A 14107-nucleotide genomic window follows, 5' to 3' on the forward strand; every position below is an offset into this window, starting at 1 on the left:
GGCCCGTTTCAGCACTTCCAGCAGTAGCTCATCGTTATCACCGACAATAATAAAGCGTTTATCCATAAGGTGGCGAACGCCGACTTTTTGTAGCCCTAAGTTAACCGGAGCCACTTTATAGCCAAGACCCATAATCTCAAGTTGTTTAAAGAAGATAGACTTGGTCTTAAAGCCTTGGTGTGAAATCAAAAATGCAGGGATAACCACAAACATTGACGGTAAAATAATAGAGGCATTATCCGTCAGCTCTATGAGTGCGACTAATGCGGCAAGTGGAGCACTTAAACACACGCCCATCATGCCCGTCATACCAATGATGGTGTATAGGCCAATATAGGGCGCAATGGATGGGAACCACATGGCGCAAACGAGCGCCAAAATAGTGCCGAGCAGTGCGCCGATACCATAAAGTGGACCAATCAAACCGCCTGGGATCCCCAGTCCAATAGCCGCAATAGTTGCCACCATTTTGCCAATTAATATCGCGCTTAGAAACAGAATGCTGGGGTGTTCACTAATGGTTTCGGCAATGGCCAGCTCGCCACTACCAATCGCTTCAGGCAAGATTAGGCCAACCAGGGTGGTGATAGCGCCTGCCAGTAATAATCGTTGCAGTAGTGGCCATTTTTGTCCGACGGCTGTCACGCTCAGCAGGGTGCGATTGAAAAAGGCGGCAACGCAACCTAAGACAATGCCAAACAGTGCGAGCAAGGGATACTGGCTAAGAGGAATGACAGCAGCGCCAATCTGTTCAAATTCATGAACGTTGCCAAAGACAACTTGGCTACTGAGCGCACCGCAAATAGCAGATAACATCACCGGGAAGAAGTAGTGAATTTTGTACTCACGTAAAACCACTTCAAATACGAAGATCACCGCGGCGAGCGGGGCATTAAAGATAGCGGCGATACCTGCTGCAATACCACTGGCACACATAATGCGAACACTGTTATCGGGCAGTTTGAATTTTTCGGCAAGAACACTGGCGCTAACAGCGCCAAGATGAATTGCGGGACCTTCTCGGCCGACTGAGAAGTTCGTGGCAAGGGCAAACAAGGCTTGGAAGAATTGCCCAGGGGCTGATTGCAGTGGAATTTTGCCGTAATGCAGCTTAACGCGGTGGATGACATAGGCAATTCCCATGCGTTTATAACGCTTGGATCCCATTTTTGCCACTCCCCAGATTAAAAAAGATCCAAAAAGCGGCAATAACACTCGCCAGTCATCGATGATATCCGTAAAATTCAGGGCTTGAGTCTGGGTATAGGTGTCAAACCACACTAAGAGCAATCTAAAAAGCAGGATGACACCTGACGCAAACAACGCAAAAAGCAATGCGAGTAAACACAGCTGAACACTGACCTTCGCTTGAGACAGCGTATCTTTGAGGTTGGTGTTGAGATACTTTTTAGTTTGTTGCTGCATTTTGACGATGGTTTGATACACAGACATTTCCAAAATTTTTGATTGTCACATTTACATCTAAATGTGAGACTTTTATTAAGGGGCTGTTACTTAATGGCAAATTATCATCGTTGGATCGATCGCTTGCAAGTGATTGAACGACAATTTCGTACCTCAAGCGCATATTTATCTTTGTTGATAGTCGTTGTTTTCGTATTAGGGGCACTGTGCTTTGACGTTGGCTCGCCCTATTTTACACCGAAAGTAGCGCAGCAAGTCGATCGAACAGTAGAGTTTTCGGCGCAGCTACAAGCGCAAGCCAATACGTTGGCTGCTCGCAATATTGAATTAGCATTAGCGCGAGAGGCTAATGTTAATATGCAGGCGATGTTTGTTGAGCAAGAGGGCAAACAGAAAGCGTTAGCGCGAGAGCTGGCCTTTTATCGCAGTGTGATGGCGCCGGAAAACAGCGCCGATGGGATTGCCATTAACGGCTTAGAGCTAACACCAGCGTTGATGCCGCGCCAATATCGACTCAAGTTAGTGCTTACCCAACTCGAAAAACGCAAGCGTTCGGTGTCTGGTCGCAGTGAAGTGACATTGATTGGACTTGAAGATGGCAAGCCCAAGTCGATTAAATTATCTGAATTAAGCGACGCCTCGTTTAAATTTAGGTTTAGATATTTTCAGGTGTTAGAGACCGAATTCACTTTGCCTGAGGGCTTTATCTTAGCTAGAGTGAAGGCCAAGGTCGTCGTGCCAGCGAGTCGCTGGACCAAGGGTTCACAAACCGAACAAGAATTTAGTTCACAAGAATTACTCGTGAATGAAAAAGAGCAGGTCATAATACTTGAACAAAATGGTCAGGTATTAGATAATTCTGCACAGCAATTAGATGTAAGAGGTAATAATGACTGAACAAGCTGAAGATGCCCTGCCAATCCGCTTTACTGATGCGGCAGCATCAAAAGTAAAAACCTTGCTTGATGAAGAAGAAAATGATGCACTTAAGCTACGTGTATACGTAACGGGTGGCGGTTGCTCAGGTTTCCAATATGGCTTTACTTTTGATGAAAAAGTAAACGAGGGTGACTTTACGGTAGAGAAGCAGGGTGTTCAGTTAGTTGTTGACCCTATGAGCCTACAATACCTTGTTGGCGGTGAAGTGGATTACACTACCGGCCTTGAGGGTTCACGCTTTTTTGTGAAAAATCCGAATGCGACCACAACCTGCGGTTGTGGTGCCAGCTTCTCAGTGTAAACTGATTATAGCGTTCGGCATTAAAGTGTCATTCAATAAAAAGCCGTCAATTGACGGCTTTTTTGTGTCTGCTCTACTAATAATAGCTCAGCGCATGATGTTGAGATTCACTTCTCGATTAAAGTACTTGCCGACTTTACGAGTGAAGGCTATCCACACTTGTATGATGGCTAGCAAAATCAAGATGCTAAATATTATCCAGTCAGGCACAGGAGCCTCAAAGCTGCCGATGGCAAAATTAGCGGGGCCAGAGCCTGCGGATGCTTCAGCATCGTAAAGCACTAAAGGGAGCATGCTCACAACAGCCAGCAGCAAAGAGGTGTATACGCGCAGCATGATTAAGCCAGCTTTTTGCTTGCCGATGATGGCGAGCACCATGAACAAGGTGAGAATACAAAACAATACCCCTTGCTGAGCAATCAGGCCACTGACGGAGATCAGTAGCAGAAAAACGAGTAGGGCAATAAGGCGTTTCGGCATGCTAACTTGCTTAAGCGTATTGGGAGCAGCTGCAGTGTTATTAGTATCCACTTTGTATTCTCTATTAGGCGGGAATGACTACGGCTAGCAATAGGTTGCTAGCCGTGAAGCTACACTATACCCAAGCTGGCTTGGGTATATATTTAGTGGCTCTTTTTAGGGGCAAGGCGTTCTTCTAACTCAAACGGCTGAATAACTACACCTAAGTCTTCTTGTACTGGGAATACGGCAACGAAAAGGTCGTCGTCTTGCATACCAGGAACCCAGCGCTCTAACCACTCATCAAGTGGAATGGCGAGTGTTTGGCAATCTTGCCAGTCATCAACAGCCCAAAGCGCTGCAGCTTCTTCTGTTGGCCACATAGGGATGCAGTCTTCATCATCGGTGGTTAGCATTACGCAACCATCTGCATCTTGTAAAGACCACAATGTTTTGTGCTCTGTTACTTGCTCTACTAGGTAGTCGTAACGAGATTCTGGCGTCATTTCAGTAATCTGCTTCATGCTTTTGCTTTTGTTGCTCATGGTCTACATCTCTTCATTTTAAATGGGGCGGGCGTAAGCTATGCACTCAATGCGCCGAATTGGAACGGATAGTAACATTTAGCCGGGGAATGAAAAAGAAAACAGAGCCGAATAGGCTCTGCTTTTTGTTATCTCTACGCTTTGGCGTTAAAGAATTTATAGATTACACCCGCTAATATTGCGCCGATTATCGGTGCGACCCAAAATAACCACAGCTGAGACAATGCCCAATCACCGACAAACAGCGCTGGCCCAGTGCTACGTGCAGGGTTTACCGAGGTGTTTGTTACCGGAATACTGATGAGGTGAATGAGGGTTAGGCCTAGGCCTATGGCAATAGGGGCAAAGCCTTTTGGCGCGCGCTCATCAGTTGCACCAAGAATAATAATCAGAAAGAAAAGCGTCATCACAATTTCGCAAATAAGCGCAGCGGTTAAGCTGTAACCGCCTGGAGAATGCTCGCCATAGCCATTCGAAGCAAAGCCTCCCGCTAAGCTAAAACCATCTTGGCCCGATGCTATGAGGTACAAAATACCGGCGCCTGCAATACCGCCAGCCACTTGAGCAATAATGTAAGGTGCTAGATCGGATGCCGGAAAACGTCCACCCGCCCAGAGTCCAAATGAGACTGCAGGGTTTAGATGACATCCTGATATATGACCGATGGCGAATGCCATGGTGAGTACGGTAAGACCAAAGGCAAATGAGACACCGAGTAAGCCAATACCTACATCAGGAAACGCGGCTGCTAATACTGCGCTACCACAACCGCCTAATACTAACCACAAGGTGCCGATAAACTCGGCTGCCATTTTTTGAGATATGTTCATAAATCTTAATCCTTTTGATTTGACCTACATACCTCAATGAACAGACTGCATTAACGATTCACTATGTGGTTCATGTATGAAATTTGCGCACTCGCTATTGAATATAAAGCATAATTCAAAGAAATGTTAATTTGATGACATTCGCCACGCCTATTTGAGTGCAAATATAAGCGTGACGAAACGAGGGAGGTTAGCGGGCTATCATCTGCATCAAGGTTGTGGCGATATCGGTATTATCTTGATGACCGATAAAGGCATGTGAACCCATACCATATGCAAAAACAGGCACATCGACAGCGTCGTGACCACTGGTAGTCCAGCCAGTAAAGGTGACTTCATCGATGAGTTTTTTGATTGAGGAAGTTAGTTTTCTTGTCGGTTCTGTTGCCGATTTAGCGGTTGCGATATTGGCTGTTAACTGTGCTTGCTGCTCTTTAGTCAGCGGTAATTGAGTCGCTTGCTGCCAGAGTGTAAGTGGTTGATCAGATTTAAGCAGGCTTGCTGCAATAGCACTGGGCATCATGGTGACATTTTTTAATAACTGCCCCTTCCATTGATAAGTACCTTCTCTGCCCAAGCTTAATCCCCCCGTTGAATGATCTGCGGTCATCACCAGCAAGGTATCTGGATGGGTATCAATATAGCTTTTGATTACGCTAACCGTTTTTGCCAAATCATCCATTTCTGCCATGGCACAACTAATGTCATTACTGTGGCCACACCAATCTATTTGACTGGCTTCTACCATCATCACAAAGGGCTTTTTACTTGCGCTAACAAGCTGCAATGCTTTTTGGGTCATCTGCATTAAACGCGCAGGGTATTTGCTACCTAATGCCGGCTCTAAGCCTTTTTTAGCCAATAGACCTAACGCAGGAAGCTGGGTAATTTGGCTGAGGTTGTCCATGTTGTCGATGTAGTGATAACCACGTTCGATAAAGCTTTGAGTGAGATCTTTATCTTCGCGGATAAAGTATTTAGTGCCACCACCTAACATCAAATCAGCGACAGGCTGGCCATTGATAAGGTTAGTTAAATAGCTATCGGCAATTTCATCATAGTTTCTTCGACTTTCATTGTGGGCTAAAAAACTGGCTGGCGTAGCATGGTTTATCTGCGAGGTTACAACGATAGCGGTTGTTTTCCCCATCTCTTTTGCCATCTCCATCATAGTCGGGAGAGAGTCGTGCTGGCGATCGACCGATATCGCGCCATTATAGGTTTTTATGCTGGTGGCCAAAGCCGTTGCCGCCGCTGCTGAGTCGGTGACATAAGTATCATCATCGGGGTAGGTGCTGGACATGCCCACAAGAAGTTGGTCGAAAATAGTCTTTTCAACGGCTTTGGTATCGGGTCTATCGGAAAAATATCGATAGGCACTGGTATAGGCGGGCCCCATGCCATCGCCGATGAGATAGATGATATTTTTAGGAATATCTTCATCCGGTATTGGGGCTTTATCATCGGCAGATAACGTAAAGCTAAGGATGGCACTGACGGTGCCAATAAATAGCGCTAATGTGCTGATAGCCGACAGGCTGGATAGTAAGGAACTGAACTTAACGGCGTTCATAATGTGGCTCCAGAAATTGAGCGTTGAGTATTAATTTGTGGCACACAGCGTTTCAGTCTCACGCTGTGTGCTGCTGTTGTCTAATCGTTGTTTGTATAATGAGTTCGAGCAAGCTAATGAAAACTGACCTTAGTTTCAGGCGCGCTAGGTTTATGACCGACATGCTTATCTAGCCACTCCTCCTGCTCCCACAACATATGCAGTATCGACTGTTTAGCTTTGTAGCTGTGACTCTCATAGGGGAATGTCACTAGCCTTGCCTGGCCACCTAGTCCTCTAATCGCTTTAAATAACCTTGCTGATTGCATCGGGTAGGTGCCGGAGTTTGAATCCATCTCGCCATGCATGATGAGAAGGGGTTCATCAATTTTATCGGCATGGGTAAATGGCGATATCTGCTGATAGAGGCTTGGAGCCTCCCAGAAATTTCGCTTCTCATGTTGGAAGCCAAAAGGTGTGAGGGTGCGGTTATAGGCGCCACTTCGTGCGATTCCTGCGGCGAAAAGGTCTGAGTGTGCCAATAAATTTGCCACCATAAAGGCTCCGTAGGAGTGACCGCCAATGGCTATTCTTTCTCTATCAGCCACCCCCATCTCAACTAAGGTATCGATAGCAGCTTTCGCATTATCAATGAGTTGAGTACGAAAATTATCGTTAGGTTTCTCCTTGCCTACACCAATTATGGGCATAGCCACTCGGTCAAATACAGCAAAACCATTAGCGACAAAAGGGACGGGTCCCTTAGGGCTGATGTAACTGTATTGATTAGGTGAGTAGTTTACTTGGCTAGCAACTTCAGCATTTTTATACTCTCTAGGGTAGGCCCACATTAGTACGGGTAGGGGACCATCACTTGGCTGGTAACCTTGAGGGAGATAAAGGTTACCCGATAGAGGCAGGCCATCTGCGCGCTTGTAGGTGATTAGCTTACGAGTCATCCCCTTAAATGTACTTAGTCCAGTTTTAGCTGGCTCAATTACGGTTTCACTTTTAGATTGTTCATTAATGAAAACAAGGTGTGATGGGGTGTCTTTTGTCTGTCTATTGATGATCAGTTTCAGTGGCTCTGTGCTAATGACATAGCGGATGGTTTCAAGCTTATCAGCGGATGATCGCCACAGTGTCTTTGAAGTTTCAATGAGTGGTTGAGCCTTTGTAGACTGCAGATCTACTGCTAATGTCTTGAGGAAGGGCTGATAGCCTTTTTGTGAGGCACCGAGACCATAATGCAGTAGCTGACTGTTTTCTACCGTAAATAGCCGACCAGCCTGCTGTCCATCAATCATCGCTTTATGGGAGACAAGCTTGCCAGGGTCTTTGTAGCTATCTCTTACTGCTTTTTGATACCAAAGCTTTAGTGGTGCATGTTGCTGAGTATTAAAAAAACTAACTCGCATCTGTTTCTTGGCGGAGTTTTTCTCAGTGATTAAACCTAGTTCGTCTTCGCCCCATTGAATATTGGCGATTCTCCAGGGGGTTTTTACTCGCTCGACGCCTTTATGGCTAAATGGTGCCGATAGCTCAATCAATTGATCGCGAAATGGACTTTTTATGCTGCTATCACCTTTATCTAAGGCCATGACATAAGCCAGTGTAGCGGCCTTATCTGCGCGCCAATGAATTAATCTCGGTCCCTTTCTGACTGAATCACTACCTGAGGGTCTAAATGCACTGCTTTCAAGTTTAGCGAGGGTCTTAAGGTGAACCCCACTAAGGCTATAGAGCTGTACATCTTGTGCAAAATCCCTGTACTTAACCACATGGGAGAAGGGGGGAGCGATCTGTTTAACCAGAATATACTCATTATTGGGTGATACTCTGTAACTGATATTGATATCTGGCTTGCCTATTGCGGTGGTTTTCCCCTCTAGAGAGATCAAGGTGAGTTGACTGCGCGTTAAGCTATTAAAGAGTTCATCATCTTGTGCATTTTTCAATAGATCTTGATAGGTTCGTCTAGGGGCTTTTTGGGCGTTGGTGACACTGATATTTGGCCCAACGTCACTGCTAGTTTCAGGCATAGGTACAGTGTTAAGTGCAATGTTGGTGAGTAGACCTTGACTGTTATATAGCCACTTGTAATTCAGGCCAAGGGTGGCATTTAGTCGACTCGGGTTGAGCTTTTTGGTTTGGTTCTTTTTGATGTTATAGAGATAGATATCAGCGCCATGTTCTGTAAGGGCAATAAAGCTAATATATTGACTGTCAGGTGAGAACTCTACCTTGGCAATCGATGTGGTCGGTAGCTTAATGGTTCGTTTCACGGGCTCACTATTTTGCGCGCTCGCAGCAAGCTCAATAGTCGATAGCTCGATAAGCTCTAGTTTTAGATACTGGGTTTTAAGGCGGCTTGGGACTAGCTGGGTTGGAGATAATCTAAGCCCGGCAAGTTTAAGCTCAGGTTTGGCCAATGACTCAATATCTTTGTGTGTCTTTGGGGTTAGCAGTGCCAACCACTGTTTATTATTCGATAGGCGAGTACTGACCTTTTTTTTCTGCTCTACCACTTGTTTAAGTGCTTGAGAGGGAACTTGATATTCTGCTGCTATGCTAGATGTGCTTAATAAAGCTATCAGGGAATACATAAAGATGGATATTCGAGACATTTTTATCTCCTGATAAAAGGGCGGATTTAACTGTGAAAAGGGAGAATAAGCGCCCTTTGCAGGGCGCTACAGTTTTGCTACTTCTTTGTTTAATTCGTGCTTTGTGTCAATCGCACTTTAATTAGAACTTCTGGGAGTAACCTAAGAACAGGCTACGACCCTTTGCAGAGTAGCTGCTGTTATCGTCCTCATAGTATGGCCAGTCGTTGTGCTCGTCGTTACGAATATCGTAAAGTGGCGGCATCTCATCAGTTAGGTTTTTAACACCTGCGGTGAATTTACCTTTCCAAGGTGCATAGTAAGACAGTGTGATGTTGATAGTCTGGTATGGATCTAAAGTATCAGTCTCAATCGACTCGACATCTTCTCCATCAGCATCTACATATTCGAACAGATCGGTACCAACAGCTTCACCAGTGTAGTAGTAAGCAACTGTTGCTCTGAAATCTTCATAGCTCCAGCTTAGGCTGGCATTACCTTTCCACTTAGGGAAGTAATCTGTCTCGGTCTGCTCCTCAATCTCATCACCCTCTCTCTCTTGATACTCTTTCTTGAGTAGGTAAGAGGCTGCAAGCTTGAACTTAAACTCACCAGCAGCGGTTTCAGGGAATACGTAGTTGAAACTAGCATCGATACCTTCCGATGCTTCATAGGCGCTGTTGATAGGACCTTTGCGCATACAGGCGATGTTTTGAATACCGTCATCATCAAACTCTGTCAGGTAACCCACTTCTGGCATTGTCGAGCAATCGGTATATTGACCATCCTTGTTATAGCTTGAGTCTTCTAGCATCTCGTTAGTTGAGATAGTCTTAACCGCACCTTCAAGTTCGATATTCCACCAATCAATAGTCAGATCGGCATTATCTGTGATATTTGCGACTAGACCGAAGTTCCAGAATTCGCCCTCCTCTTCAGTAAGGTTAAGATTTCCTGAGTTAAAGCCGTCATAGCTATCTTCATAAATCTCATTTGGAATTGTTGGGTGGTCAAATGATGTACCACCAAAGCTTCTTGTTAATCCAGAATAGAGGCGATGCATATCGGGCGCTCTAAAACTCTTACCCCAGTTCGCACGTACCATTACCTCATCGATTGGGCGGTAACTTAGGCCAACTTGAGGCGTAGTTGCTCCACCAACATCTGAATCATCGAGATATTGGTCATAACGAAGTGCAGCAGAAAGATCTAATGACTTAACGCCAGTGATGTCAGCAAGTAGTGGGATCTGCAGTTCACCAGCAACAGCGACGCGGTCACGGTCACCCTTACCGCCGGTACCACCCATACCGATAAAGCCACCACTCATGGTGGTTTCATCGAGGGTATCTTCATAGCTTTCACGTGCCCATTCGGCAGTGGTTGCGAAACCGACAGTACCCGCATCTAGCTCCATTAGGTCGCCAGTAAATACAGCTTGCAGCTGGTGCATGCTAGAATCTGATTTTTTGGTTGAGTCACCAATAAGTGCTTCGGCTTGCTCTGTGGTTAATTTGTTGTTTGGGTACCACTTTGAAGCATCAGTATGGTTCGGGTCGAAAGTTATCATGCCAAGTAGCGCATCTGCACTGACCATATGGTGGTTTTGCTTTTCATACAGTGCATAACCGCTAGACCAAGAGATATCTAACTCATAATCACCAATGGTGCCGTTAGCACCAAAAGCCAGCGATGCCTTGGTATTTTGAGTATCATAAGTACGTGGTCCAGGATACTCCTCCATACGGCGGCGCATCTGGAATTTGTTATCATCTTCAAATTCATACTTATCGTAGCTGTATGCACCTGTGACTTCATCTTGGTAGAAGTAATCCCCAAAACCTTTCTCATCTTTGTATTTTGTTGATTCTTTGTACGATGCATTTAGCATCCCGTACAACTGCCAATCATCGTTAAGATCGTAAGTGCTATTAACCACTAGGTTAATTCTGTCATATTCAGACTGTAGGCCACGTTCGGCATACTTATCGTAGTAACAATCATAAGAGCCAGCTTCTACATAAATGCCTTTATCACCGAATAGGTTAGTACACTGAGCTTCATCAAGTGGTTGTTTTTCTTCAGAGTGATAGACTTCATCGTAATCACGAATCCAGGATGCCCAGCTTGATGCTCCAGAGTCACCATATGGACCTGCTCCCCAGCGTGTATCGCCATCTTCATCTTCATAATAGGCTGGGCTGTATAGGCCATCACGCTGGTACGTTTGAATCGCTTCAACCTTACGGTATTCGAGCATGATCAGGGTTTGGCTGTTTTCTGTGTTGATCCCCTGCAGGTACGATAGGTCTGACTGCGCACCACCACCTTGGGTTGTATCTGAGTATTTAGCTTCTACTTTGGCACCATCATATTGCTTCTTAAGGATGATGTTGACTACACCACCAACTGCATCTGAACCATAAATAGCAGATGCACCGCCAGTAAGGATCTCAACACGGTCTACGGCAGCAGTTGGAATATCGGAAACATCAACAAAGTTTGAGGTACCACCTGCCGCTGATGGGAATGAGGCTTGGCGACGACCATTAATCAATACTAGCGTTCTGTTGGCACCCATACCGCGAAGGTTGACCGAGCTGGCGCTATCGGTGAAACCATCACTGTCACCGTTAAGAGAACCACCAGTATTTGCCACTGACGCTTGAAGAACCTCAGCGATAGATGATAGACCGCTATTAGCGATATCTTCTGCGGTGATCACCGTAACTGGTGCGACACCTTCAAAGTCGGCGCGCTTAATACGTGAGCCAGTCACTGCAATTTTTTCAATCTCTTCATTATTAGCGTCTTTACCTGCAGTTTGTTCTGCAGCTTGTAGCGATGACGTTGTTAGCGCAGCCATAGTCATGGCCAATGTCAAAGCTGATAATTTCATCTGATTTTTCATCTTATTTCAGTCCTTGTTTTTATAATTTTCTAGGAGTTTTACTGATGTCCCCTAACTTGTTATCGCTGTCGATCTGCAAAATACAACCTCATTCTGTCAGCTGTATTCAGTTGTAAAGAAATTGTTGATCTCAAGCAATGGTCTGCGTGTCGTTTATATGCTGTTTATATGTCTATTTAATATCTATTGTTTTTATTATTAAAGTGTTATGCGCGGTTTGCTGGTGTCGCAAGTACTTGCATTTTCGTGTTGACAGACTGTAAACTGTTTATTGCTGAGTTGAGGTTTTATCAAAAGTGGCTGCGTTAAAATTAAAAAAATGAGCTTGGTGCTATCTGCGGAGAAAAGATGATAGAGATTAGAAAAGAGGCGGTTTTTACTTTAGCCGGGTGTGAAGTGACCCCTAGCGATAACAGCCTGAACTTTAAAAACGGTGCTCAGTTAGGGACTGATATAGAGGACCGTGTCTCGACAAACAAGATCTCTGTGCAACCTAAATTCATTGAGTTATTAAGTTACCTTGCTCGGCAGTATCCTAATGTTGTTACCCGCGAGGAATTGATCGAGAGTATCTGGGAGGGCAATAGCTATGTGGGTACTAAGGCGCTGACGAATGCGATATGGAACCTGAGAAAACACCTAACTCCCTTAGTTGAGGAAAGTGGTACTGAAGCGATAGAGACGGTGAGAAAGACAGGTTATCGCTTATTGATAGAGCCTGAGTTTAAGCCTGATGATCTTGTTTCTAAGCCTGAAGTCTTAGAGGTCGAGCAAGCAAAGGTAAAGGCGTTAAAAGAGAAACTCCATAGAGTGGGGATTGCCATTGTTATAATGTTTATCTTTGTTGCGGCGGGGGCATTCTTTCACCTGTACCAAGATGGTAAGCAATTAATGCAAACTGAACAAAACAGGTTAACAAGAGCATCAGGTGCTGAGTTATACCCAGCTGTCTCTCCCGATGGACGTTGGCTAGTCTATGGTAAAGGCTCAGACCTTTATTTGAAAGATCTGCATTCATCGACCGGTACACCAAAGCGTTTAACCTCTAATCAGACCAAAGAGCTAAGAGCTATTTGGACCCTTGATGGCAAGTCGTTACTTTATCCCAGTGAAACTCGTCAAAATGGTGAATGCCATCTGTCGCAATTTATTCTTGCTAGCCATGAAGTTGTTCATCTTGCACCATGCTATTCCTATAGTTCGGCATTAGATATATCACCTGATGGTAAGGCTATTATTTACATCTGGCATGATGAGCAAGATGAATATAGTGGTTTGTATGAGTTGGCGTTATCCGGTGATACAGACCCTGTTAGGATCTCATGTAAAAAAGGCTGTGACTACCGTGATCGTGATGTCGCCTATAGTCCAGATGGTCGCTGGATCGCTATTTCGAGGCGGTTTGGCAATATATCTGAAGATATCTTTATCCGAAACAGAGGCTCGGGTGATGAGATTAGAATTACTCAAGGTTTAGAGGATATTAGAGGACTAAGCTGGCACCCAGATAGTGATAAATTAGTGTTCAGCACCGAAAACTCTGGTGTGAGAGGTGGATATCTAGTGGATATTAATAGTAAGAAAATATCAAATTTATCTCTAGTTGGCTTTAGCTATCCGAAATTTGTACCTAACTCTACAGAGCTGGTATTTTCTAAATACATCAAAGACTTTAAAGTTGCCTATTTAGAGCTTGATCAGGCAATACCCACAACGATATTCCCCCTATCTAACTCTGAATTTAGCCATAGGAACCCTGATTACTCTTCAGTCACTAAGCGTATTGTCTATGTCTCAAATGAGACCGGCAACAATGAAATCTGGAGTTCGGATGTTAATGGAAGAAATAGAAAGCAACATACAGATTTGAAGAGACGTGTTGCCTATCCAAGCTGGTCGCATGATGGTACTAAGTTAGCCTTTCTTGCTCCTGATGATAAAAATGAGGGTAATAAAATCCATATTTTAGATCTTGCAACTGGAGGGGTAAGCATACTCGCTTCCAAGTATCTCGATCACAGAAGGCCAAGTTGGAGTCAGGATGATAAACGAGTGCTTTCATCAACCTATGATGGATTATTGGCCTTTTCATTAACCAACAGCCGTCCTCAGCCTATCACTTTCACCGAAGTGAGGCTTGCTAAGATGATTAATGGCTCACAAATAGTGTTTACAAGAGTCAGTAAGCCAGGCCTATGGATTTTAGATCTTAACCAAGTGGACAACATGAGGGTATTGATCTCCTCAGAGGTGTTTGACGAGGATTATAATTGGGTGGTTACCGATAAAGGGGTGTATTTTAGAGAGAAACACTCCAGTTATCAGTTAATCAACTTTTGGAGCTTCAACACCCAGTTAATCACCCCAATATTAAAACTGCCTTCCAGTAGCTTAACCTCATACGGTGCGATGAGCTTCATTGCCGATAAAAGGCGGCTTTTGATGACATTGTCAGAATACTCAAAACGAGATGTGATATTGCTCAATCATAAATTGCTGCATTAACCTTAACGCTAGAGTTAACTTTAATGCCTTAATT

At 44.6% G+C, this 14107-nt stretch carries 10 protein-coding genes; 3 read left to right on the forward strand and 7 right to left on the reverse strand.

The window, feature by feature from the left end; all coding sequences use genetic code 11:
* A partial coding sequence (locus L2755_RS11155; RefSeq protein WP_248980773.1) for a chloride channel protein occupies positions 1–1452 on the reverse strand: 1452 nt, incomplete at its 3' end.
* Between the two features lie 66 nt (positions 1453–1518).
* On the opposite strand from L2755_RS11155, the gene L2755_RS11160 reads away from it, so the two are divergent.
* Together L2755_RS11160 and erpA are read left to right on the forward strand one after the other, a co-directional pair.
* Positions 1519–2322 carry a DUF6776 family protein gene (locus tag L2755_RS11160; protein ID WP_248980774.1) on the forward strand — a complete coding sequence of 268 codons (804 nt, stop codon included), beginning with the start codon at positions 1519–1521 and terminating at the stop codon, positions 2320–2322.
* The gene (gene erpA, locus L2755_RS11165; RefSeq protein WP_101090530.1) at positions 2315–2665 is read left to right on the forward strand and encodes an iron-sulfur cluster insertion protein ErpA; all 351 of its coding nucleotides are present in this window, start codon (positions 2315–2317) and stop codon (positions 2663–2665) included. Before L2755_RS11160 ends, erpA begins: the two co-directional genes overlap by 8 nt.
* Before the next feature lie 87 nt (positions 2666–2752).
* Here erpA and L2755_RS11170 read toward each other — a convergent pair whose 3' ends face one another.
* The 6 genes from L2755_RS11170 to L2755_RS11195 form a co-directional block, all read right to left on the reverse strand.
* A complete protein-coding gene (locus tag L2755_RS11170) occupies positions 2753–3196 on the reverse strand; it encodes a hypothetical protein (protein WP_248980775.1) in 444 nt (147 codons plus the stop codon).
* 92 nt (positions 3197–3288) lie between these two features.
* Positions 3289–3669: a DUF2750 domain-containing protein gene (locus L2755_RS11175; protein ID WP_101090528.1), complete on the reverse strand. Its 381-nt coding sequence runs from the start codon at positions 3667–3669 to the stop codon at positions 3289–3291.
* A 134-nt stretch (positions 3670–3803) separates the two neighbouring features.
* Positions 3804–4499, reverse strand: coding sequence for an aquaporin Z (gene aqpZ / locus L2755_RS11180; protein WP_248980776.1), 696 nt, complete (start codon positions 4497–4499; stop codon positions 3804–3806).
* A gap of 190 nt (positions 4500–4689) precedes the next feature.
* On the reverse strand, positions 4690–6072 hold the full coding sequence (locus L2755_RS11185) for an alkaline phosphatase (protein ID WP_248980777.1): 1383 nt from the start codon (positions 6070–6072) through the stop codon (positions 4690–4692).
* Positions 6073–6185: 113 nt separating this feature from the next.
* A complete protein-coding gene (locus tag L2755_RS11190; protein WP_248980778.1) occupies positions 6186–8678 on the reverse strand; it encodes an alpha/beta hydrolase family protein in 2493 nt (830 codons plus the stop codon).
* Between the two features lie 121 nt (positions 8679–8799).
* Complete coding sequence (locus L2755_RS11195; protein WP_248980779.1) at positions 8800–11568, reverse strand: TonB-dependent receptor plug domain-containing protein; 2769 nt, start codon at positions 11566–11568, stop codon at positions 8800–8802.
* Between the two features lie 348 nt (positions 11569–11916).
* Here L2755_RS11195 and L2755_RS11200 point away from each other — a divergent pair, with 348 nt between their 5' ends.
* A complete protein-coding gene (locus L2755_RS11200; RefSeq protein WP_248980780.1) occupies positions 11917–14073 on the forward strand; it encodes a winged helix-turn-helix domain-containing protein in 2157 nt (718 codons plus the stop codon).
* Positions 14074–14107 lie beyond the last annotated feature (34 nt).

Origin of the sequence: Shewanella abyssi, assembly GCF_023284025.1 — a bacterium.
In the GTDB taxonomy this organism is placed as follows: Bacteria; Pseudomonadota; Gammaproteobacteria; order Enterobacterales; family Shewanellaceae; genus Shewanella; species Shewanella abyssi.

Coding starts and splice junctions, on each gene's coding strand:
- L2755_RS11160 (WP_248980774.1), top strand. CDS start 1,519: ATGGCAAATTATCATCGTTGGATCGATCGCTTGCAAGTGATTGAACGA.
- erpA (WP_101090530.1), top strand. CDS start 2,315: ATGACTGAACAAGCTGAAGATGCCCTGCCAATCCGCTTTACTGATGCG.
- L2755_RS11175 (WP_101090528.1), bottom strand. CDS start 3,669: ATGAGCAACAAAAGCAAAAGCATGAAGCAGATTACTGAAATGACGCCA.
- aqpZ (WP_248980776.1), bottom strand. CDS start 4,499: ATGAACATATCTCAAAAAATGGCAGCCGAGTTTATCGGCACCTTGTGG.
- L2755_RS11185 (WP_248980777.1), bottom strand. CDS start 6,072: ATGAACGCCGTTAAGTTCAGTTCCTTACTATCCAGCCTGTCGGCTATC.
- L2755_RS11190 (WP_248980778.1), bottom strand. CDS start 8,678: ATGTCTCGAATATCCATCTTTATGTATTCCCTGATAGCTTTATTAAGC.
- L2755_RS11195 (WP_248980779.1), bottom strand. CDS start 11,568: ATGAAAAATCAGATGAAATTATCAGCTTTGACATTGGCCATGACTATG.
- L2755_RS11200 (WP_248980780.1), top strand. CDS start 11,917: ATGATAGAGATTAGAAAAGAGGCGGTTTTTACTTTAGCCGGGTGTGAA.